Consider the following 20479-nt stretch of genomic DNA (forward strand, 5'->3'; position numbering starts at 1 on the left):
GGGGCTAGCGAATATCGCTACCGGGACAGACCCGCTGCCCCTCCTCATAATAGCAATTGTCGTTGCCGTCGTCGGTGGTGGCCGTCGAATTGTCATTGTCGTCATCGTCGTCGCTCAGCAGTACGCCCAGCGCCACGGCACCCACGGCAATCGGGATCAGCGCTCCCAGGATACCGCCGCCTCCGCCGCCGCCTGCGCGGGCGACGCGCGGCTGGATCTCGTTCTGGATCTGGACCAGCCCGGGGTCGGAAATGCGGAAGGGGCCGATAGGCGGCACCCCCGCGCGCGGGACGTATGCGGCAAGGCCCGGCTCGTCGAGCACGACAGTGACGCCTGCCGAAGTAACCTCGGCAAGGCCCACGGTCAGCCCGCCAGCAGTCTGGGCTCCCGGACCGCGCAGGACGACCAGCGTGGCTTCGTCCTCGTCGCTGTCCACGTTGCGCATATTTTCGATGAAGGGTTCGTCCTCACCGACTTGCTGGGCCACCTCGCCTGCGAGGATATCGATTGCCGTACCGCGGATGCCGATGCGGGCGGCGGGTGCGTTGACGTCGGCGGTGTTGTTGCCTTCGTTGCTGCCGGAGAAGAAACGCAAGGCTCCGCGCAGGACGCTTACGACGGCTGAACGCCCTTCTGCAGGATCATAAACGACTTCATCGATGCGCAGGCGGGTGCGCTCGCCGATGGAAAAGGTGGAACGGTCAAGCAGCAGGATCTGAGCCTGCGAATTGCTGGCGCTGGCAATGTAGTTGCCCCAGGCAATGCGATCGCGGCGTTCGAGCTGGCGCGCGCGGGCTTCCTGCTGTTCGCGGAATTCGACGTCGCCGATGACGACAGAAGCCGCGCCGACTTCGGTGCGCTGCTGTGCCAGTGCAGGTACGGCGGCAAGGTTGGAAGCCAGCATCGTGGCGGCGGTGAGCGCGGCGACAAGGCGGTTGGGAGTACGCATGGCCTAGTCCTTCTCCCCGCCGTCAGTGTCTTCGGGCTGCTGGGTCGACGAACTGCTGCTGCTCCGCGAAGGCGTGGAGTCGCTGATCGCATTGCTGCCCGAAATGGCATTCGTGCCCGATGCGGATGCAGCGGGTGCCGTAGGGGTTGGCGGCTCCTTGCCCGATACTTCACCTTCGGCCGCAGTCGAAGGCGGGAGAGAAAGAGTCTCGATCGGCTCCGGGTCAGGACTTGCAGCCGGCGCAGGAGCCGGAGCAGGCGCCTGCGGTTCGACGTAGGGACGGCTGCACCGATCGCGCGCATCGGTGATGTTTGCTTCGCCAAACAGGTCTTCGTCCATCTGGCTGATTTCCACCAGGCCGCCCTGGCGATCATCGATGCGGCACAGGTAGACCGCGTGCAGCAGCCGGGCAGAGACGGATTCCGGGTATGCAGCCATCACGCGTTCCAGCGTGGACAGGGCCTCCAGGTAGGCTCCGCGCTCCGCCTGTTCCTGCGCGGCGGCGACGCCGGTGTCTGCATTGGCCGTCAGGTCTGACAGCCGGTCAAGCTCGGCCAGCGACTGGGCGGCAGCCGGGGTGGACAGCATCATGATGACCGGCAGGCAGGCTGCGATATGGAAAATCCGCATGCTACTCCCCTTAGGCACTGAGTTATGTCACATTTTCGCCGATGCAGGCAAGGATTAGCGCCTTCCACACCGGCAACCTTCCTGTGATCGGGCAATGCCTGCGTAGAACCGGCATTGAACACATGGTCTTGATGGTCTCGCGCTCGGGCAATGCGCCGGACCTTGCCGATGTGCAGGCCGATGGCCCGCAAGGTTATGCCCGAATGCTCGGCTAGCATTGTTTTGCCAAGCGGCGATGGTCACGCTAGAAAGCAGTGGTGGAAGGGATGGATCTGCAAAGTTCGGACCCTGCGGTGATCGATCTGGTCGCGGGCAGTCCAGTGGCTTCGGTGGTGAGCGACCCGCGCTTGCCCGATAACCCTATCATTGCCTGCAACGAGGCATTCATGGAGCTGACGGGTTACGACGAGTCCGAAATAGTCGGGCGCAATTGTCGGTTCCTGGCCGGACCTGCCACCGAACCCTGGCTGACCGACGTGATCAGGGAGGGCGTGCGCGAGCAGAAGCCGGTGTTGGTGGAAATCCTCAACTACAAGAAGGACGGCTCGCCTTTCCGCAATGCCGTAGTGGTTGCCCCGGTCTATGATGACGACGGAGAACTTCGCTATTTCTTCGGTTCCCAGGTGGAGCTGGAGGACGATGCGCAGGGGCCAAGCCTGACCCGACGTGCGCGTGCGGCAGAGAAGATCAAGGAACTGTCGCGCCGCCAGCTGGAAGTGCTGCAAATGGTGGCGAGCGGCCTGCGCAACAAGCAGATCGCTTATGAGCTTGGCCTGTCGGAAAAGACGGTGAAGATGCACCGCGGCATAGCTATGGAAAAGCTGGGCGCGCGCAGCTCGGCCGAAATGGTGCGGCTGGCGGTGGAAGCGGGCATCTGACGCCTCCCGCAGGCTAGTCCAAAGCCCGTATTTCTTTTGTCTGCGGGTACTTTATTGCGGTTCCTGCATCGTAGTCGGGTTCGGGGCGCTCTTCCTTCCTTCCCCTCCGCCTCGACTCATCCCAACATTCCTCCCCGACTACGATGCTCCCATCCCGATTGCTGCCAGCATATGGCGAGCACAAAAAGAAACGGCGGCCCCAAGGGACCGCCGTCTCGTTGTTCCGCTGATGCGGTGTGGGCTTAGTTGCCAGCGCGACGGCGGGCAGCAGCCACGGCTTCCGTAGTCGGGTTGCCGAGCGAAAGCTCGCGACCGTTCGGGAAGCGGATTTCGGCAGCCGAAGCGCGGGTGTCGCCATCGCGAGCCTGGAAGGCGTCAACGATGATGTCGGTGCCCGCGGGCAGCGAATTTCTGTTCCAGCCACGACGCAGCAGGGCCGAGGGGGCACCGCCTTCGATACGCCAGCGCTCGGTACGACCGTTGCGCTCCACATCGATGTGAATCCAGGAGTGGGGGTTGACCCACTCGAACATCACGACCTTGCCTTCCAGGCGCACCGGACGGTTGCGGTCGAACTCCGTGGCGAACGAGTGGTGCGCGTAAGCACCTACGCCCGTCACAGCGAGCACGGCGCCGATTGCGGCAGCGCTGAGCTTCTTCATCTGCATGGTTGAACTCCTCAATTGAATCACTTTTATGCTTTGTCAGACGGACGTGAACTTACGTTGACTTTGTCCGAATAGCAATTCCAACATTACTCTGCGATTAAGTCACCGTAGAGCAGGTTCTCGGAAAACGGCACGCACTTGAACTCGAGCAGCTGTGCGTCTTCCTCGACGAGGCGGTACAGCGTCATGTTCATGGTCCAGGGTGCGGTGTAGATCGAGGGATCCTCGATGGTCACCGAATAGTCCATGTGGTCGCCGCTTTCGTCGAGCGTGAACCGCTCCACCACGGTGGCGTGGTTGGTGAGATAGTTGCCCGCCCGGTCAAGCCAGGTGACACCGTCAACCATCACGCCTTCGGGCAGTTTCACGAGGCCGGGGCCCTGCGCCAGGGTGGTGACAACCAGAGTGTCGCCGTCCCACTGGCCGTAGCTGGTGCCCATCCAGGTATCGATCGGCGGGATGCCGACTTCACCCATGTGGATCACGCGGTTGGCCGAAGCATATTCGTAGACCATCAGGATGTCGTCGCCGTCACCCTGCACGATCTGGAACGGGTGCGGCATGTAGGTCGCGCGCGGAATGCCGGGCAGGTAGCAGGCGGCTTCGGGATCGTAACGGATCACGTTTTCCTGGTTGTACTGCAGGCGTTCCTGGGCCTCTTCGTTGTAGGGGATCTCTCCGCCTTCAACCACGCCCAGGCCGGCCGGAACGGCACCGATCGCACCCAGCAGGCGATCGCCTTCTGGCAGCGGGTTCGGGCCCGCGCTGTGCGGTTCGACGTTCCAGTTGGCGGAGTTCATCACCTGCCACACACCATTGAAATTGGGTGCATCGCCGATGCGGTCCATGGCCGCCGCTTCTTCGTGATGATCAGCGAGCGCCGGGCTGCTGCCCAGGCTGGCCACTGCTACTGCCGTTGCGGCGACGGTAGCCAAACGAATAATTCCCCGCATAACCTCTCCTTGGATCCTTGCTTACTGTTCCAAAGCATAGGCCACGATCTGCCCGGAGGCGTTGATCGCGACATATTGCCTGCCGTCGCTTCCCCGATACGAAAACGGGTTGGCGTTGGCGTTACCTTGCAGTTGCGCTTCCCATAGCTGCTCACCACTGTCCGCGTCAAAGGCGCGGAAGCGACGATCATTGGTCGCGCCGACGAAAACGAGCCCACCCGCGGTTACGGTCGGCCCCGCGCTGCCGGCATTACCCTGCACGCGACGCCCCTCGGGAAGCTCGTCATATTGACCCAGCGGAACCGCCCAGGCGATTTCACCGGTATTCGCATTGACCGCCGTTAGGCGTGCCCACGGTCCCTTGTAGCAGGGCAGTTGCACACCGACCGGACGGCCGTTGTCATCATATTCACCCGACAGCGGCGCCTGGAAGCTGAAGAACGGGCCTTTGCCGTCCACGCTGGCGCGGTCGTATTCGGTCTGCGATCCACTGGCGGTGGCATCGAAGCTGTAGGGTTGGTCGCCTTCGACCCGCTCCACCCAGCCGACCAGCGAGGTGTCGAGCGCGTTGACGTAGACCATGCCGTTGGTCGGGTCCGCCGCCGCGCCACCCCAGTTCACGCCGCCGATGCCGCCGGGCAACTGGATGGTCGAACGCGGCGGAGCGCCTGCGGCGCGGTACATGAAGGGCGTGTAGGGGCCGAGGTTGAGGAACCCGCCCGCACGATCCCACATGGCATAGCAAGCCGCCGAATGCTCGGGCGTGGTGTCTTCGGGACCGACGATGTCCTGATAGGTCATCTCCACGCGGCTGAGCGGCGGGGTGAGGACCGGGAAGGGCTGGGTCGGGTGGTAATATTCGCCGGGCACGTCGCCCGGGGGAACGCGGCGTTCCTCGACCGGCAGGACCGGCTCGCCGTCCTCTGCATCGAGCACGAAGAACATCGACGACTTGCCGACATTGGCCAGCGCCATGTGCTGCTCGCCATCGGGCGCGGTCACCGGGATCAGCGGCCCCGCATGGCTCATGTCGATGTCCCAGAGGTCATGGTGCACCGTCTGGAAGTGCCAGCGGTATTCGCCGGTCTCGGCATCGACTGCCACCACCGAGTTGCCGAACAGGTTGGTGCCCGGGCGATCGCCGCCGTAATAGTTGTGCGCCGGCCCGGCGATGGGCAGGTAGACCACGCCATTGGCGGCATCTACCGTCGCGGCAAAACCCCACATGTTGGTGCCGCCGCGGCCTTCGCTGCCGCCGCCCCACGTTTCATGGAAAGGCTCGCCTTCGTCCGGGGTGGTGTCGAATTCCCACACCTGTTCACCGGTGATGACATTGAAGGCACGCGGGTTGCCCGGCGGCCCCTGCGGGTTCTCGAGGCTGGCAGCGCCGATAATCGCGACATGGCCGGTGATGGTGGGCGTACCGCCGTAACCGGGGTTGATGGCAACTGCGCCATTGTCGCCGAAGCTCGTGACGGGTTCGCCGCTAGCCATGTCGAAGGCCATCAGCGTAGAACCGGCTGTCACCAGCAGGCGTGGGCCGTGGCTGGCATCGCCGGGCCAGTAGCCGAGCCCGCGACCGGCGAAGCTCGGCGGCGGGCCGGGCGTGTCGCTGGCGGGAAATTCGTGTTCATGGACCCACACTTCCTCACCCGTGGCAGCGTCGAGCGCGACAATGCGATTGGCTGCAGGGAAGTACATGGTGCCGTCGATCACCAGCGGCACGGCATTGTTGAAGGCGCGATAAGGGTAGGCCCAGGCCTGCTGCAATTCGCCAACGTTGGCGCGGTTGATTTCTGCCAGCGGCGAATAGCGGGTAGCGGCGAGATCGCGGTGAATGGTCTGCCAGTCACCATCGGGAATGGCCTGCGCGCCGACTTCCTGGGCGGCAAGCGGTGCTGTGGCTACGGTCGTGCAAGCAGTGGAACAGGCAAGCGCCAAGGCCATGCCGTAGACCGTGCGTGCGCGCATCTCGTACTCTCCCGAATCACTTGCTATAGGCGATGTCCGGGGCACCGGATTCGCTTTCGTTGATTCTGTCCTAAACGTCCGCACCGCCTTTGACAATGCCTCCAAGTCCCCTGCCTTCCGAGTGACGGGTGGAGCCTGTTGTCAGGAAGGGGTAAGGTCTTGGAATCACGGCGGGTTGCTGCGGGCAAATGGCCGTAAATGCATGGTTTTAGCGGTGCCGGACGGGACGTTTTCGGATAGCGAAACATCACTTGGGCTTGGCGTGACGGCAAATGACCGCTAGCGGGTTTTGCGCTGGATCAAGGCAATTTGTTTTCGGACAGGATCAATTTGCCGGACTTGTCAGCATGTGACTGACAACATGAGGAGGGGAAGAAAAACCCATGTTTGACTTTCTATTCGCCGTCACTGAGTGGCTGCGTACAACGGCGTTGCTCGACTTCGCCTTCTGGATCACGGAGACGCCGCTGAGCCTCTTCATGGTCGAGAACTTCTGGATGGTGCCCGCCGCGCAGGTGATACACATCCTGGCCATCGCTGCGGCTTTTGGTGCTACCTTGATGCTGACCCTGCGTACCTTGGGCGTTTCCGGGGCCGGTTCCACCATCGAGGAAACCAGTGCACGCTATGTGCCATGGATCTGGTGGGGCCTGCTGGTGATCGTCATCAGCGGCCTGCTGATGCTGACGGCCGAACCGCTCCGCAACATGATCAACGCGGTGTTCTGGTTCAAGATGATCTTCCTGGTCGTGACGATCCTGATCACGCTCGGCTTCCAGAAGCGCATTCGCGCCGCTGCAGCCGGTGTCGGGGCGACCTGGGTTGCCGGTGGCGGCACGAAGACGGCGGCAATCGCCATTCTCGTGCTGTGGTCTCTTATCATGGTTTGCGGTCGCTGGATCGCATACGTGCCGGTCTGAGGGGAACTGACCAATGGCTTCTTATTATCCTGAACCGACCAATATCTGGGAATCGATCGAGTACTCCTCGCTCGGCACCTCGATTGCGGAAAGCCTGTGGGCCTTCCCGACGCTGGAGACCATCCACGTCATCGCCCTCGTAACCGTGCTCGGCACCATCTTCGTGATGGACCTGCGCATGCTGGGCGTGGCCTCTGTCGGCCGCGCGATCAGCCAGATCAGCACCGACACCCTGAAGTGGACCTGGATCGGCTTCATCGTTGCCGCGATCACCGGCACGCTGCTGTTCACCAGCAAGGCCAGCACCTACATGGTCAACCCGTACTTCCTGGTGAAGATGGGCCTGATCGTGGCTGCGGGCCTCAACATGCTCTACTTCCACTTCGTCACCTGGAAGAACGTGGACCAGTGGGACCTCACCGACACGCCGACTGCGGCGAAGGTGGCAGCCGTGCTGTCGCTCAGCTTCTGGATCGTGGTGGTGTTCTGCGGCCGCGCAATCGGCTTTACGCTGGGCATCTACTACTGAGGTTCACGAGCCTCGAAACCGAAGAGGGCCGCTCGATCGAGCGGCCCTTTTTGTTTGGACTGCTTGTCTAATGAGCCTGCCTCCGCAGGTTCGTCCTCGCTAGGCGCGCTCCGCTTCGCTGTGCGCCCGCTGCGGGCGGGCAGTCGCCCTTGCCTTCGCTCTGCTCGGTTACTCGAGGTTTAGTGCTTGTCTCGGTTGCGACCAGCGACCGACAGAGCGCGACTGCGCGACCGCAGGTGCCGCGCAGCCCGCAGGGCGGAGCGAATAGCACCGAGGACGATCCGACGGACGTCGGGTCGAAAAACTAGTCGAGCGCAAACACGTAGACCGCGGAGCTGTTCACCTCGGGGACGGGCAGTTCCGGCGTGAAGTTCGGCAGGCCGAAGGCCAGCGGATTGCCCATGCCGGTGACCACGGCGACATATTGCCGCCCGTCGACCGAATAGGTGATCGGGCTGGCATTGGGCACGCCGGAAAGGCTGGTGCGCCAGAGCTGCTCACCCGTCTCCTGGTCATAGGCAAGGAACTCGCGGTCCATCGCGCCGGTAAACAGCAGGCCGCTCGCCGTGGCGAGGATGCCCGCGTTGTAGGGCGCGCGGCGGCGCTGGTCCCAGGTGACTTCGCCATTGGCAATGTCGATGCCTTGCAGGATGCCGAAGTTGCCGTCCGAATCCGGGCGTGCCGAATAGTAGATATCTACCCCGCTCGACAGGAAGCCGCCCTCGGCGCGCGGACGCAGTTCCATGCAGGTATCGCGCGCGTTGACGAACAGCATGGCGCTGCTTTCCACGAAGGCCGTGGGACTCCAGTTGCGGCCACCGCCAGCGTGCGGACACATGAAGACGGACCCGCGATCACGGCCCGGCAGCAGCGCCGGGTCGGCAGTCTTGCGGCCGGTCTCCGGATCAATCGCGGTGATGTAGGTCTGGAAGCCCATGTCGACCGTTTGCAGGTATTCCCCTGTAGCGGCGTCGATGGTGTCGAACAGGCCGTCCTTGCCGCCGGTGATGACGACGTGGCGTTCCTCGCCGTCCACTTCGACATCGGCGATCACGCGTTCGAACACCCAGTCGAGGTCGTACTGGTCGTTTGCCATGTGCTGGAAATACCAGACGAGGTCGCCGGAGCGCGGATCGAAGGCGAGGGTGGAGTTCGTGAACAGTCCGTCGTTGTTCCCGCCGGGGATCACGTCGCGGACGGGGCCGGTGTCATAGGTCTGGGCCACGCCCCACAGGGCAAGGCCGGTCTCGGGATCGTAGCTGCCGCTGGTCCAGACCGAGCCGCCATGGCGTTCCATGTCGGGCAGGCCGTTCCAGGTGTCACCGCCCAGCGTGCCGGTGCGGGCAACGGTGTTGAAGTTCCACAGGTGCTCGCCGGTTTCGGCATCGAAGGCTGCGATGATGGAGCCGCCGTCGCGCTGGCTGGCGAGGCCGATCATCACCACACCGTCTGCCACCAGTGGTCCGCCGTTGCTGCGGGTGCCTTCGGCATCGGGGATGGCGACGTCCCACACAGGCCGCCCGGTGCGGGCATCGAGCGCCATCATGTGCAGGTCGCTGGTGGCCATGATGACCATGTCGTCCCACAGGGCGATGGTCTTCTTGCCCTGCATCAGCGTGCCTTCGGGCATCTGCCGACGATAGCGCCACAGCTGGCGGCCGGTCGCTGCCTCGAAAGCAAAAATCTCTTCGCCATAGGCGTGGACGAACATCACCCCGTCACGCACCAGCGGTTCGGCCATGGTCGGCCCCGGAGGCAGGGCCTGGGCCCAGGCGACGTTGAGGTCGCTCACGTTCTCGGGGGTGATCTGCGTCAGCGGGGAGAAGCCCTGGCCCGACTGGCTGCGCCGCCATGCGACCCAGTTCTCGTCCGCCGGAGCGACCAGTTCGGCCTGGGTGACAGGCGTGAAGTTGTCGAGCGGATTGGCGGGTGGTTCGCGGTGCGGGAACGGATAGCGGCTGGTAATGCCGGGCAGGCCGATCTCCCCGCCGTCCTCGGCGTCATCTGCGGAAGGGGCAGGAATGATGGCAGCTGCCAGCTCGACGCTCGTGTTCCCGCCGTTCTCGGCAATAATCAGCGCAGTCAGTGCCTCGTATGTGGCGCGGTCGAGACGGCCGCCGCCGCCCGGAGGCATGGAGGTGGAGATGTAGTCGAGCAGGTCTGTCGCCGGCAGGTCTCCCCAGCGTGACAGGAAGCCCGGACCGGTCAGCGCTCCGGCGAACTGTCCGCCAGTCAGGTCCGCGCCGTGGCACGCCGCGCAATTGGCAGCATAGGCGGTGCGTCCCGTGTCCTCAGGCGAGGCGAACTGCTGCGCCGAACTTGCACTGGCCAGCGCCACTACCGAAAGGCCCGCCGTAGCGAGCAACCCGACACCGATCTTCATAGGCTTCCTCTCCCCAAAAGCCTGTTGGCAATATCAGCTATTCGATCCCGAGGGGAGTGGCCACGCGGTCCTGGTAGATGGCCGCGTAGAGCTCGGCCTTGAGCGGGCCGATCCACTCGGACACGCCCGAACCGTCGCCATCGAGCACCATGACCTCGTTCGGGCCAAGCTCGTCGACGGAAGGCCAATTGGGCAGGCCGCCGCCATTGGGATTGCCCGTCGCGGCGAAGTTGACCCAGTAGCGCGACACCTGGTCGGCAAAGGCCTCTTCCTCGGGGTTGCCGCACATCAATTCCACCGACGAGCCGCCGGGGAATGTGCGCGGGGCGCAGAGGTTGTCGAACACGTAAGGGATCTCGCCCGTGTGCGCGGCGCCCAGGTCGCCGCGGTCAGGATCGTAGGGCGGATCGTGGCGGAAGTAGTAGTGGTAGGCGTTGACGCCCAGCGCAGCCTGCTGTTCCGCATACTGGCGCATCAGCCAGGTCATGTTGTCGCCAAACGGCTGCGTTGCCGTGACGGCAGCTTCGGCGTCGGTGGAGACCGGGTAGGCCGCCTGGCCAAGTTCGACGTGGTCACCCCAGCGGAAGCCGGCACCCTGGTTCCAGCTTTCCAGCGTGGCGGGCGGGCCGAAGATGCCGGTGAAGCTGCCTTCATCTTCGTTGGATCCGACCAGCACGTCGACCGGCAGTTGCCGTCCCTCGGCGAATACCTTGGCCAGGTCTTCGGGGATGATGTGCCCGTCGATGATCATGCCCTGGCCGGGCAGGTTGGCGTGCACTTCCTCGGCAGGCAGTGCGCGTAGTTCTGCGAGACTGGTGGTGCCGAAGTTTTCCTGCGCCGCGGTCAGCGTGCGCTGCTGCGCGGTCTCGCGCGGCACCATGGTGCCGATGTTGAGGCCCTGGAAAGTGCCGCTCTGCGCGATGGCGCGGGCGAACAATCCTTCTGCAGGCGGAGCGCCCACGAGTGCGGCGTTCATGGCCGAACCGGCGCTTTCACCGAAGATCGTAACGCGCGAGGGATCGCCGCCGAAGGCTGTGATATTGTCCTGTACCCATTGCAGGGCAGCGATGGAATCGCCCAGTGCCTGATTGCCCGAGGCACCGTGTTCGGCAGTCAATTCGGGGTGGGCGAAGAAGCCCAGCGAACCGACGCGGTAGTTGAAGGTGACGACCACGACGCCCTGCCGGGCAAGGAAGTCGCCATGGCTGAAGGGCGACGAACCGCCGCCCTCGTTGTAGGCACCACCATAGAGCCAGACCATGACCGGCAGGCGCGTATTGGCCGTGGTCGCCGGGGTCCAGACATTCAGGTAAAGGCAGTCCTCCGAAATACCCGGGCTATCGGACATGTCGGTGGCAGAATTGACGGGAAAGCGCTGCGGCGCGGGGTTCTGTACGCAGGAATCGCCCCACGTGTTGGCTTCAAGCACGCCGTCCCAATCGGCAGCGGGCTGCGGCATTTCCCAGCGCAGGTCGCCCACGGGCGGCGCGGCAAAGGGAATGCCCTTGAACACCGTGATGCCCGGAGCCTGGTCCGATGCGACACCGCGCAAGAAACCATTCTCGGTCCGCACCGGGCCCTCGGCAATGTAGGGCGAGGGCATGATCCCGCTCACATTGGCCGGAGGCGGTGCGGAGGTGCAGGCGCTCACCCCGGCCAGTGTTGCGGCAGCCAGGGCGAATTTCAGCAGCTTTCCCGTCATGCGCCTAGTTCTCGCCTTCGCCGGCGCCACCTTCGATGTTTTCGACACCGGCAGCAGCAGCGGTGATGTAGTTGCGGACCTGCACGTTGCCTTCGTGGCAGGCGTATTCGAAGAATTCGTATTCGTCGTTACGCGTCCAGTCGAGGCGCGCGGTCCAGCTGTCGGTGAAAACCTCAGGGTCGCTGTAGGTCAGTTCGTAAGCGATTGAATCCGGGCCGGTCATGGTCACGCGTTCCACCACGTTCGCCTGGCGGCTGGTGGGGATGGTGTTGAACGGCGGGACGCCCATGGTGGCCATGTTCAGCGGGCTGGGGCCGCGGTCGAAACCGCTTTCCGAAACGCTGTCGCCATCCTCGATGTTGGTGGTTTCGATCACCATTGTGTTGCCTTCCCACCAACCGATCGACTGGCCCATCCAGGTGCGCACGTTGTCCGGCCAGCGCATGGCATCGGCTTCAGCCTTGTTGGCGACAATCGGGATGACGCGGGCGTCGTGGATCATCTCCAGCGAGATGATGAAGAAGCCCGGCGCCTGCATCACGCGAATGCCGTTGTTGTAGCGGAAGGGGAACATCGAAGCGGGGAAGCCGCGGGTGATGCAGCGATCCCAGGTGTCGAAGTCGCTGACCCAGTCGAAGTAGGTATTGGGCGTCCAGCTGGAACGACCGTTCTGGTAACGCTCCTGCGCCCATTCGGTCATGGCTGGCAGCTGGCCGTCAGCGGGCGAGACCAGCAGCGAGGTGCGGCGGCCCGAAGCGTCGGATTCCACCCAGTGACCCATGCCGATGGTACCGGACTGGTCTTCGGCTTCGTAACGCTCGTCCGAACCGCCCTGCTGCTCCAGCCGCTGGGCATATTCCTCGTCGGTCAGGTAGAAGCGGTCGCCGTAGCGTTCCGGGCGCTGCATCGGCAGGCTGGCGATATTGTCGATCGGGAACATGCCGCGCATGTCGGGATCGCCCCAGCTGGTGCGCGGCGGATCGAAGTCGGTCGGCACCGGCTGCAGCACGGTGGGGTCGAAGCTATTCTCCTGCGCAGTGGCGGGCAGGGCGGTCAGGGCCAGCGCGCTGGCGGTGATGACGGCAAGCGTCTTCAGGGTGTTACGGGACATCATTCACTCTCCTCGGTATTCTCAGTCTGTTGACCAACGCCACGGCTGGCGGGATCCATTGCGGGGGGCGGGCCGGCATCGGGATCGATCGGATCGACCATCCGTCCGCGTTCGTATTCCTGTTCGCGCTGGACGCGATTGGCGACAATGTAATTGCGGACTTGCACATTGCCTTCATGGCAGGCGTACTCGAAGAACTCGTAGCTCTCGTCGCGCGTCCAGTTGACCCGGGTGGTGAAATCCGACTGCCAGATCACCGGGTCCGAATAGTGCATTTCGTAAGTGATGGTATCGGGACCGACCAGGTGGAACCGTTCGGTCACCACGACCTCTGCACTCATCGGCATGGTGTTGTTCGGCGGCACCCCGCGGGTTGCCACATTGAAGGCCGAAGCACCCGGCTGCACGTGGTCGGTCACCACTTCCAGCGTGTTGTGATCGACCCAGCGGCCGCGGCTGTTGCCGAACCAGCCGTCCAGGCCATCCGGCCAGGGCTCGTCCTGTCCCGCTACGGGGATGACGCGCGTCCCCAGCATTTCCAGGTTGATCACCACGTAGCCGGGCGACTGGAAAATGCGGATGCCGTTGTTGTAGCGGAAGGGGAACATCGAAGCAGGGAAACCGCGGGTCACGCAGCGGTCCCAGCTGTCGAAGTCGGTAACCCAGTCGTAGGTCTGGCCCACGGTCCAGCTGCCACGCATCAGGGCGGAGCGGCGCACGCCTTCCGCTGTCCAGTCGGGCAGGCGGCCATTGGCCGGTTCGACGATCATCGAGGTGCGGCGGCTGCCGGCCTCGTATTCGATCCAGTGGCCGAGACCGATGGTACCTTCCTCGTCCTCGTTCTCGTAGGCTTCCTCGAGCGCTTCGACGCGGCCCTGTTCGGCGGCGATCTCTTCCTCGGTCTTCCAGTAGCGGTCGCCGTATTGCGGCGGCCGGTTGACCGGCAGTTCGGCAATGTCATTGAGCGGCCAAGTGCCGCGGAAGTCCGGATCGCCCCAGGAAGTGGTCGACGGCTGATAGTCGTCCGGGACGGGCGGCATGGTGGTCAGGTCGTCCGGCACGCCTTGCGCGAAGGCTGGCGCGGTCAGGACGCTGGCGAGCAGGATTGCGATGGTCTTGCGCATCATTCGCTTTCCCCTGCGGCGGCTTGGGCACGTTCGGCGCGGCTGGCGGTGATGAAGTTGCGGATCTGCACATTACCCTCGTGACAGGCGTATTCGTAGATGCCGAAGTCCTCGTCGCGCTGCCATTCGAGACGTGCGGACCACGGTTGGGTGAAGACTTCCGGGTCTTCCCAGGTGAATTCGTAGATGATCTCGTCAGGACCGGTCATGTGGAACCATTCCACCATGCGGGCAGAGGTGCTGACAGGTGTATCGTTCTCACGCGGGCTGCCGGTGGTGCCGATATTGGTGGCGCTGGGACCGGGGCGGAAGTTGGTCGTTTCGACTTCCAGCGTGTTGTGATCGATCCAGGTGCCGCGGCTGTCGCCCAGCCATTGGCCGATGACGGCGGGGATATGATCGCTGCCGTCGGTCGGTATCATGCGAACTTCGTGCACCATCTCCATCTGGATCGCCACCAGGCCGGGCGACTGGAAGATGCGCATGCCGTTGTTGTACATGAACGGGAACATCGAGGCGGGCAGGCCGCGCGTGATACAGCGGTCCCAGCTGTCGAAGTCGAACCAGGTGTCGAATGGCTGGCCCTGCACCCAGGTGGAGCGCATGGCGTCGGAGCGGCGTTGACCCTCTTCGGTAAAGGCAGGCAACTGGCCGTCGGCAGGCGAGGTAATCCAGCTGGTGCGACGGTTGGCGGGGGCGACTTCGGCCCAGTGGCCGATACCCATGGTGCCGCTCTCGTCCTCGTTCTGGTACCGCTGCTCCAGCGCTTCGACCATTTCGGCACGCTCGTTATACTCGTCCTCGGACAGCAGCTGGCGGTTGCCATATTCGGTCGGGCGCTGCAGCGGCGTGCGGCCGTTGAGGTGGTCGATCGGCCAACCGCCCCGGAAGTCCGGTTCACCCCAGCTGGTGAGTTCCGGCTGGTAGTCGTCCGAAGGCGCGGGCAACTGCGTCAGGTCTTCCTCCTGCGCCCACGCACCGCCAGCGCCGATCAGCGCGGCGGAGGCGAGCAGCAAGGGGAAGGCCTTGCGCATTATTCGCCGCCCTCCGGCAGGGCGAAGGTCACGTAGCGGCTCGGACCCGGCTCGGGCAGGCCGAGGCCGCCGAGGAAGTGGCCAACGCCGCCCACCGGCACTGTAATGTACTGGCGGCCATCGACTTCGTAGACCGCCGGAACGCCTTCGGTGCCGGCGTCGAAGCGATGCTCCCACAGGATTTCGCCAGTGTCGGCGTCGCGGGCGCGGAAGGCGCGGTCGGACGCGGTATTCACGAACAGCAGTCCGCCAGCCGTGGCCACGGGGCCCGAACGCGGGGTCTGTGCACCGACACCGGTAATGCCCTGTTCTTCCAGCGTCAGGATTTCGCCGTTGGGAATGTCCCAGATCTGCTCGCCGGTGTTCATGTCATATGCGGTCAGGTTCGAGAACGGCGGCTTGATCGCCACCATGCCGTTCGACTGCAGCATGAAGTCGACCGGCCAGCGATAGGGCAGGTCCTCGCCTTCTGCGTTGGGCATGGCTTCCAGCGCGGCAGGGCGCGGGTCAGCCTGGATGCGCAGGCCCAGTGGCAGCTCGCGGCTGACCACGAACAGGCGCTGGTTGACCGGGTCGACGGCTACGTTGCCCCAGTTCGCCCCGCCGTTGTGGCCGGGGAAGCCGATGGTGCCCTGGATGCTCGGCGGCATGAAGGGGCCGCCGACGCGCCAGGTCTCGAAACGTTCGCGCAGGGCTTCCTGGTCCGCTTCGGGCAGGTAGGGGTTGATGTCATCGACCGTGAATTCGGTCCGCATGAAGGGTTCTGGCCACGACGGGATCGGCTGGGTCGGGCTGGCCACCTCGCCCGGGACGTCGCTCTGCGGTACGGGCGTTTCGACGATCGGCCAGATCGGCGTGCCGTCGCGGCGATCGAAGACGAACAGGTAACCCCACTTGGTCGCCTGGATCACGATCGGGATTTCCTCACCATCGCGGGTGATGGTCATCAGCTTGGGCGCAACGGGAAGGTCAAAGTCCCACAGGTCGTGGTGGACGGTCTGGAAGTGCCAGATGCGCTCGCCCGTTTCGGCGTCGAGGGCTACCAGCGAATCGGTGAACAGGTTGTCACCTTCGCGGTTGCCGCCAAAGAAGTCATAGCGCGCGGTGCCGGTGGGAATGAAGACGATTCCCAGTTCGGTATCGACCGTGCTTTCCGACCAGTTGTGGCCACCGCCGACCAGTTCATGATCGTTGGCGGGCCAGGTTTCGTAGCCGTATTCGCCTTCGCGCGGGATGGTGTGGAACACCCATTTCAACGCGCCGGTGCGCACGTCGTAGGCCTGGATGTCGGCCGGGGCGCTGGCATAGTCATAGGCGCCAGCGGGCAGGCTCATGATGATGGTGTCATTGTAGATGCGGCCCGGGTTGTTGGTCTGCAGCGGGCCGCCGGGAGGCGTCACATCGTCGGCGAGGGCATCGCGCAGGTCGACGCCGCCGTCGGTTCCGAAGCTGCTGATCACTTCACCGGTCGCGGCATTGACCGCGCGCAGCAGGCCGTTGTTGAGGACCATCAGGCGCTCGTCACCGGCACCATCGGTCCAGTAGTTGATCCCCCGCACACCGATGCGGCCTTCGAGGCTCGATTCCCAGATCTGCTCGCCCGTGGCCGGGTTCAGCGCGACCAGTTGGCCCGCACCGTTGATAACGTACATGCGTCCGCCGGCGACTACCGGGTTGAACAGCGGCGGAGCGCCTTCGCCGGTGGGGAATTCCCAGGCGATCTCCAGCTGGTTCACATTGCTGCGGTTGATCTGACTCAGGCCGGAATACTGCGAGCTGTCTCCGCCGCCGAGATAGCCATCCCAGGTTTCATGGTCGAAGCTGGCACCCGGAATCGAAGAAGTCGATGCCGTCGCGGCGCTGCCGCCGTCAATGGTAGTGCAGGCAGCCATGGCCAGCCCCAGCGTAGTGGCAAGGGCGAGGCGCAGTACCGTGCGGTTGCGATGCGAAATGCTCAAGCGATTGCTCCCAATATCCATCGCGGCCCTGTGGGCCGTCTTTCCGAACAGGTCCTAGCCGGACTCAGTCCGAGTCAACAAGGGTGAAACAGCACCGAAATTGATAAAATCCGAAATTTTCGGACTTATGCAATTTGCTTACTCGGCAGGGGCTTCCTCGGCGTCGCTCTGCATGGAGTGTCCAGCCACGCTGCCCTCGAGAACCTCGGCAGCCCCTTCGAGCGGGCGTTCGGTTTCACCGGCTGCCCCGAAGATGGTGGAAGTGCTCATCGCGCCGCTGGCAGTAAGGGTCAAAGTGACTCTGTCCGTCGAGCGATTCTCCCAGAACCAGCCGTGGATGCCGGTGAAAGCCGGGGTGTAGGTGCCGCCCATCGCCTGGGCATCGCCGATGGCATAGCTTTCCGTTGCTTCGACACCGCCTTCGAAGGGGTGGGCGTGCATGTCATAATGGAGCTCTCCGGTGCCCTCCCAGCGGAAGTTGACCGGGGCGCCTTCGGCAACGGTGTACTTGAACTCGATCGATTCGAACGGGCCGAGCTCGTATTCCCAACTGTCCTGCACACCGTCGAGAGTGGCAGGCGGCGCGTCGGACAGCGTCAGCACTTCCTGCTGCTCCATCCGTGCCAAGCCCCGTTCGTACTCTACGTTCACCGGATCGGCGATCTCGGTCAGGCCCAGCGATTCCCCGACACCGGTCGGGTCCCAGCCGGTTTCCGCCGGCAGGATGACGAATACGGCGAGCGCGGCGCCTGCCAGGGCAACGCCAGCGGCGACGTAGGAGGTTTTGCTCATGACGCGAGGTATCCTTGTATCTGGTATGCGGTCAGCATCACGCCGACCAGGATGAGGGCCACGTTAGCGGCGAAAGCATAGCGCTTGAAGCTTGGGTGTGGCCGCCACATGGCGAACAGCCAGACGACCACGGCCAGGACGATAACCTGGCCAAGTTCGACGCCCACGTTGAAAGCCACGAGGTTGGTCAGCAGGCCGTTCTGCGAAACCTCCAGGTCCATCACCTTGGTGGCGAGGCCGAGGCCGTGGAACAGGCCGAAGACGAAGACGGCCAGCCGGGTGTCGACCTTCCAGCCAATTCTCTTCAGGCCGCCGATATTCTCGACGCCCTTGTAGATGACCGACACCCCGATGATGGCATCGATGATGTAGGCATTGGCACCGGTTTCCAGCAGTACACCGCCGATCAGCGTGATCGAGTGGCCGAGCGCGAACATCGAGGCGTAGATCACCACGTCGCGCAGGCGGCTGAGGAAGAAGACCACGCCGACGAGGAAGGCCACGTGGTCGTAGCCGGTCACCATGTGCTTGGCGCCGAGATACATGAAGGGGATGATCGACGGGCCGTCGATCGACTGGACGAAGGCCTTGTCGCCCTCCGCCACGTCGTGGGCATAGGCGGCGAGCGGCGTCAGCAACAGCAGTCCGGCCAGCGCCAGGGCACCGACCGTGTGGACTGGCAAGGGCCGGTTGGCCATTCCGTTACTCGCTGGCGTCTGGTGCGGTCAGCTCGTCACCCGGACGCATTTGCTGAATGTCGTCAACGCTGGCGCCTTCGGGAAGTTCGGCGGGCGGATACATGCGGTGGCAGGCGCTGCACACGCTGTAGATCGTGCCGCCGACTTCGAACACGGCGTCGGGATCCTGCGCAATGGCGGCTTCCTGAGCCTGGGCCGAAACGTCGACCAGCCCCTGTGAATAGGCCATCCAGTCGTCGCCGCGGCCTTCGGCATAGGCGGGCGTCTTCAGCATTTCGCCCAGCTCGCCGATACGTTCGGCAGCCGCACGGACAGCTTCCCATTCGGCATCATTCTCCGGTGCCCATTCGCGGAAGACGGGCTCGCCGTCGATCAGCTCGCTGGCGGCGCCGACCGACTCCCAGTAGATTTCGGCCGTCGGCTGCATTTCCTGCGCCATCATCTGCTGCGCGGTGCCGAGTGGCGGCACTTCCGGCTCTTCGTTGCAGCTAGCGAGTGCCAGCATGGCAAGGGTGCCTGCGATAATGCCAATTTGCGTCTTCATGCTCGATCCTCTTCCGACATTGCAGCGGATAATAAGCCGTCTTGCTGTCGTCAAACTGACATGCTAGTGGCCTGCTTCGTTGACAATGTCCAGTTTTTTGCAGGGTCAGCCCCGGCGATAAATCTGCGGTAAAGCTTGACTCTGTTAGACCACATATTGACTAGGGCCAACTCTTCGGGCGGCCCGCCCACGAATTTCCAAGAGGTTGTAGACAGATGGCTGTAAAGGCAAACACTATCGGCAAGGTCGCACTGGCGGCGCTCGCCGCTTCGACGTTGGCAATGGGCGTTTCGGGCGCTTCGGCGACCGATGCAGAAACGACCGATGCTGCCGAAGAAGCACCGCTGACCGAAGACCAGATCGCTGCCAGCCGCGCCCTGTTCGGCCAGTACGGTTGCAGTGCCTGCCACCTGTTCGCCGACGCCGGCGGTTCGGGCCACATCGGCCCGGCGCTTGACGGTAATTCCGGCCTGTCGGTCGACTATGTGGAACAGATCGTCACCAACGGCCAGGGCGCCATGCCCAGCTTTGGCGGCATGGTGAGCGAGGAAGAGCTGCACACGCTCTCGCGCTATATCGTCGAGAAAAAGCAGTAAGCTTCGCCGGGCAGACCGATTGAAAAGGGGGCTTCGCGGCCCCCTTTTTCGTGTCAGTTCTCGCCGCGAGCCGTGCGGCTGTTCGGCCCCACCTGCGCGAAGTAGTTGGTCACCCCGTCGGGATCGTTGAGCCACACGGTGGTGAGATCGAACCCGGCGAGCCGGTTGAGCGGATTTTCGATCGTGATGTCCCGATGCGCGCCCCGGGCAGCAGCCATTGCCGCATCGCTGACGACGTACTGGATGCCCGAACTGCCGGTATCGGCAGGCAGGCCTTCACCGACTTCGTACAGCATCACCAACGTTTCGCCGCGTCGGTAGGGGTAGAGGGTCAGGCCCATCACGGGTGCCTCCACGGGATCGAGTTCCTCCAGTCCCACGAAGTCGCGGTAGAATGCGCGGCTTTCCTCCAGGTTCGACACGCCGACACCAACGCCGATGCCGTCATCGGAATGGTCCTGCGCCCCGCTGGCAACGAGGATCACGATGTCGAGACCCGCCGGGTCCCGCACCATCGCCTGCTGCAGGCCGTCCTCGCGGCGGACGAATTCGGGCGCGTCGAAACCGGCTTCGGTGAAGCGTTGGGTGACCACGTCGGCGTCGGGATAGCGGAACAGCAGGAAGCGGATGCCCGTGCCGCCGCGATAGCCGCCTTCGAGGTTGTAGAGGCGGTCGCCCTGCTGGCCTGCCGACAGCTTGACCTGGCCCGAGCCGACGCCGGTCAGGATCATCTGCTGGGTGCTGGTCAGCTGGATCGGGTTGAGCGAGCGCAGCGCCAGCGCGTTGACATAGAAATCGACCATCTGCTGCGTCAGTTCGCGCGGGAAGCGGCGGAAGACGTTTGCCGAATCCTGCCTGAAGATGTCGGCATTGCTCGCCTCAAGCTGCGCTTCGGTCAGTTCGCCGGGAGCGTAGTGCAGGTCCGGACTGGTTTCGAGGATGGCGCCTTCAGGTGTGCGGACAACGCCCGCCTCCTGTGCCGAGGCAGTGCAGGCGGCGAGGGCCGAGGCGGCGATGGTGGTAAGCAGGATGCGCATGG

The 20479-nt window shown here is 63.9% G+C and carries 20 protein-coding genes; 5 read left to right on the plus strand and 15 right to left on the minus strand.

Going from position 1 to position 20479, the window contains the following annotated elements; genetic code table 11:
- Nucleotides 1-4: 4 nt before the first annotated feature.
- Both AAEO60_RS03275 and AAEO60_RS03280 read right to left on the minus strand, forming a co-directional pair.
- Nucleotides 5-949 (minus strand): FecR domain-containing protein, encoded by a 945-nt coding sequence (locus AAEO60_RS03275; protein ID WP_341672216.1) that lies wholly within the window; start codon nucleotides 947-949, stop codon nucleotides 5-7.
- A 3-nt stretch (nucleotides 950-952) separates the two neighbouring features.
- Nucleotides 953-1579, minus strand: coding sequence for a hypothetical protein (locus AAEO60_RS03280; protein ID WP_341672217.1), 627 nt, complete (start codon nucleotides 1577-1579; stop codon nucleotides 953-955).
- A 41-nt stretch (nucleotides 1580-1620) separates the two neighbouring features.
- Here AAEO60_RS03280 and AAEO60_RS03285 point away from each other — a divergent pair, with 41 nt between their 5' ends.
- Nucleotides 1621-1794: a hypothetical protein gene (locus tag AAEO60_RS03285; RefSeq protein ID WP_341672218.1), complete on the plus strand. Its 174-nt coding sequence runs from the start codon at nucleotides 1621-1623 to the stop codon at nucleotides 1792-1794.
- 51 nt (nucleotides 1795-1845) lie between these two features.
- Nucleotides 1846-2457 (plus strand): LuxR C-terminal-related transcriptional regulator, encoded by a 612-nt coding sequence (locus tag AAEO60_RS03290; RefSeq protein ID WP_341673536.1) that lies wholly within the window; start codon nucleotides 1846-1848, stop codon nucleotides 2455-2457.
- A gap of 242 nt (nucleotides 2458-2699) precedes the next feature.
- On the opposite strand, the gene AAEO60_RS03295 is transcribed toward AAEO60_RS03290, so the two are convergent.
- From AAEO60_RS03295 to AAEO60_RS03305, 3 genes are all read right to left on the minus strand, one after another.
- A complete protein-coding gene (locus tag AAEO60_RS03295; protein ID WP_269101627.1) occupies nucleotides 2700-3125 on the minus strand; it encodes a DUF6152 family protein in 426 nt (141 codons plus the stop codon).
- 86 nt (nucleotides 3126-3211) lie between these two features.
- The gene (locus tag AAEO60_RS03300) at nucleotides 3212-4078 is read right to left on the minus strand and encodes a hypothetical protein (RefSeq protein ID WP_341672219.1); all 867 of its coding nucleotides are present in this window, start codon (nucleotides 4076-4078) and stop codon (nucleotides 3212-3214) included.
- A 21-nt stretch (nucleotides 4079-4099) separates the two neighbouring features.
- Nucleotides 4100-6049 carry an outer membrane protein assembly factor BamB family protein gene (locus AAEO60_RS03305; protein ID WP_341672220.1) on the minus strand — a complete coding sequence of 650 codons (1950 nt, stop codon included), beginning with the start codon at nucleotides 6047-6049 and terminating at the stop codon, nucleotides 4100-4102.
- 383 nt (nucleotides 6050-6432) lie between these two features.
- Between AAEO60_RS03305 and AAEO60_RS03310 the strand changes: the two genes are divergently transcribed.
- Entirely contained in the window at nucleotides 6433-6969 is a 537-nt protein-coding gene (locus AAEO60_RS03310) for a DUF6644 family protein (RefSeq protein ID WP_341672221.1), read from the plus strand.
- A 13-nt stretch (nucleotides 6970-6982) separates the two neighbouring features.
- The gene (locus tag AAEO60_RS03315; protein WP_341672222.1) at nucleotides 6983-7498 is read left to right on the plus strand and encodes a DUF6644 family protein; all 516 of its coding nucleotides are present in this window, start codon (nucleotides 6983-6985) and stop codon (nucleotides 7496-7498) included.
- A gap of 304 nt (nucleotides 7499-7802) precedes the next feature.
- Here the strand turns inward: AAEO60_RS03315 and AAEO60_RS03320 are convergent, their stop codons facing one another.
- The 9 genes from AAEO60_RS03320 to AAEO60_RS03360 form a co-directional block, all read right to left on the minus strand.
- Entirely contained in the window at nucleotides 7803-9881 is a 2079-nt protein-coding gene (locus AAEO60_RS03320) for an outer membrane protein assembly factor BamB family protein (RefSeq protein WP_341672223.1), read from the minus strand.
- A 37-nt stretch (nucleotides 9882-9918) separates the two neighbouring features.
- Entirely contained in the window at nucleotides 9919-11583 is a 1665-nt protein-coding gene (locus tag AAEO60_RS03325; protein WP_341672224.1) for a carboxylesterase/lipase family protein, read from the minus strand.
- Nucleotides 11584-11587: 4 nt separating this feature from the next.
- The gene (locus AAEO60_RS03330) at nucleotides 11588-12694 is read right to left on the minus strand and encodes a hypothetical protein (protein WP_341672225.1); all 1107 of its coding nucleotides are present in this window, start codon (nucleotides 12692-12694) and stop codon (nucleotides 11588-11590) included.
- Entirely contained in the window at nucleotides 12694-13821 is a 1128-nt protein-coding gene (locus AAEO60_RS03335; RefSeq protein ID WP_341672226.1) for a hypothetical protein, read from the minus strand. Before AAEO60_RS03335 ends, AAEO60_RS03330 begins: the two co-directional genes overlap by 1 nt.
- Nucleotides 13818-14852, minus strand: coding sequence for a hypothetical protein (locus tag AAEO60_RS03340; RefSeq protein WP_341672227.1), 1035 nt, complete (start codon nucleotides 14850-14852; stop codon nucleotides 13818-13820). The genes AAEO60_RS03335 and AAEO60_RS03340 overlap by 4 nt, the downstream gene beginning before the upstream one ends.
- Nucleotides 14852-16810 carry an outer membrane protein assembly factor BamB family protein gene (locus tag AAEO60_RS03345; RefSeq protein WP_341672228.1) on the minus strand — a complete coding sequence of 653 codons (1959 nt, stop codon included), beginning with the start codon at nucleotides 16808-16810 and terminating at the stop codon, nucleotides 14852-14854. Before AAEO60_RS03345 ends, AAEO60_RS03340 begins: the two co-directional genes overlap by 1 nt.
- Nucleotides 16811-16948: 138 nt before the next feature.
- The gene (locus tag AAEO60_RS03350) at nucleotides 16949-17602 is read right to left on the minus strand and encodes a hypothetical protein (protein WP_341672229.1); all 654 of its coding nucleotides are present in this window, start codon (nucleotides 17600-17602) and stop codon (nucleotides 16949-16951) included.
- A complete protein-coding gene (locus AAEO60_RS03355; RefSeq protein WP_341672230.1) occupies nucleotides 17599-18300 on the minus strand; it encodes a HupE/UreJ family protein in 702 nt (233 codons plus the stop codon). Before AAEO60_RS03355 ends, AAEO60_RS03350 begins: the two co-directional genes overlap by 4 nt.
- A 4-nt stretch (nucleotides 18301-18304) precedes the next feature.
- Nucleotides 18305-18844 carry a hypothetical protein gene (locus AAEO60_RS03360; protein ID WP_341672231.1) on the minus strand — a complete coding sequence of 180 codons (540 nt, stop codon included), beginning with the start codon at nucleotides 18842-18844 and terminating at the stop codon, nucleotides 18305-18307.
- A 215-nt stretch (nucleotides 18845-19059) separates the two neighbouring features.
- Between AAEO60_RS03360 and AAEO60_RS03365 the strand changes: the two genes are divergently transcribed.
- A complete protein-coding gene (locus AAEO60_RS03365) occupies nucleotides 19060-19440 on the plus strand; it encodes a c-type cytochrome (RefSeq protein WP_341672232.1) in 381 nt (126 codons plus the stop codon).
- A gap of 53 nt (nucleotides 19441-19493) precedes the next feature.
- Here AAEO60_RS03365 and AAEO60_RS03370 read toward each other — a convergent pair whose 3' ends face one another.
- Nucleotides 19494-20477: a VOC family protein gene (locus AAEO60_RS03370; RefSeq protein WP_341672233.1), complete on the minus strand. Its 984-nt coding sequence runs from the start codon at nucleotides 20475-20477 to the stop codon at nucleotides 19494-19496.
- Nucleotides 20478-20479 lie beyond the last annotated feature (2 nt).

It is taken from the genome of Aurantiacibacter gilvus, from assembly GCF_038289935.1.
In the GTDB taxonomy this organism is placed as follows: Bacteria; Pseudomonadota; Alphaproteobacteria; order Sphingomonadales; family Sphingomonadaceae; genus Alteraurantiacibacter; species Alteraurantiacibacter gilvus.

Coding starts and splice junctions, on each gene's coding strand:
- AAEO60_RS03275 (WP_341672216.1), bottom strand. CDS start 949: ATGCGTACTCCCAACCGCCTTGTCGCCGCGCTCACCGCCGCCACGATG.
- AAEO60_RS03280 (WP_341672217.1), bottom strand. CDS start 1,579: ATGCGGATTTTCCATATCGCAGCCTGCCTGCCGGTCATCATGATGCTG.
- AAEO60_RS03285 (WP_341672218.1), top strand. CDS start 1,621: ATGCAGGCAAGGATTAGCGCCTTCCACACCGGCAACCTTCCTGTGATC.
- AAEO60_RS03290 (WP_341673536.1), top strand. CDS start 1,846: ATGGATCTGCAAAGTTCGGACCCTGCGGTGATCGATCTGGTCGCGGGC.
- AAEO60_RS03295 (WP_269101627.1), bottom strand. CDS start 3,125: ATGCAGATGAAGAAGCTCAGCGCTGCCGCAATCGGCGCCGTGCTCGCT.
- AAEO60_RS03300 (WP_341672219.1), bottom strand. CDS start 4,078: ATGCGGGGAATTATTCGTTTGGCTACCGTCGCCGCAACGGCAGTAGCA.
- AAEO60_RS03305 (WP_341672220.1), bottom strand. CDS start 6,049: ATGCGCGCACGCACGGTCTACGGCATGGCCTTGGCGCTTGCCTGTTCC.
- AAEO60_RS03310 (WP_341672221.1), top strand. CDS start 6,433: ATGTTTGACTTTCTATTCGCCGTCACTGAGTGGCTGCGTACAACGGCG.
- AAEO60_RS03315 (WP_341672222.1), top strand. CDS start 6,983: ATGGCTTCTTATTATCCTGAACCGACCAATATCTGGGAATCGATCGAG.
- AAEO60_RS03320 (WP_341672223.1), bottom strand. CDS start 9,881: ATGAAGATCGGTGTCGGGTTGCTCGCTACGGCGGGCCTTTCGGTAGTG.
- AAEO60_RS03325 (WP_341672224.1), bottom strand. CDS start 11,583: ATGACGGGAAAGCTGCTGAAATTCGCCCTGGCTGCCGCAACACTGGCC.
- AAEO60_RS03330 (WP_341672225.1), bottom strand. CDS start 12,694: ATGTCCCGTAACACCCTGAAGACGCTTGCCGTCATCACCGCCAGCGCG.
- AAEO60_RS03335 (WP_341672226.1), bottom strand. CDS start 13,821: ATGATGCGCAAGACCATCGCAATCCTGCTCGCCAGCGTCCTGACCGCG.
- AAEO60_RS03340 (WP_341672227.1), bottom strand. CDS start 14,852: ATGCGCAAGGCCTTCCCCTTGCTGCTCGCCTCCGCCGCGCTGATCGGC.
- AAEO60_RS03350 (WP_341672229.1), bottom strand. CDS start 17,602: ATGAGCAAAACCTCCTACGTCGCCGCTGGCGTTGCCCTGGCAGGCGCC.
- AAEO60_RS03355 (WP_341672230.1), bottom strand. CDS start 18,300: ATGGCCAACCGGCCCTTGCCAGTCCACACGGTCGGTGCCCTGGCGCTG.
- AAEO60_RS03360 (WP_341672231.1), bottom strand. CDS start 18,844: ATGAAGACGCAAATTGGCATTATCGCAGGCACCCTTGCCATGCTGGCA.
- AAEO60_RS03365 (WP_341672232.1), top strand. CDS start 19,060: ATGGCTGTAAAGGCAAACACTATCGGCAAGGTCGCACTGGCGGCGCTC.
- AAEO60_RS03370 (WP_341672233.1), bottom strand. CDS start 20,477: ATGCGCATCCTGCTTACCACCATCGCCGCCTCGGCCCTCGCCGCCTGC.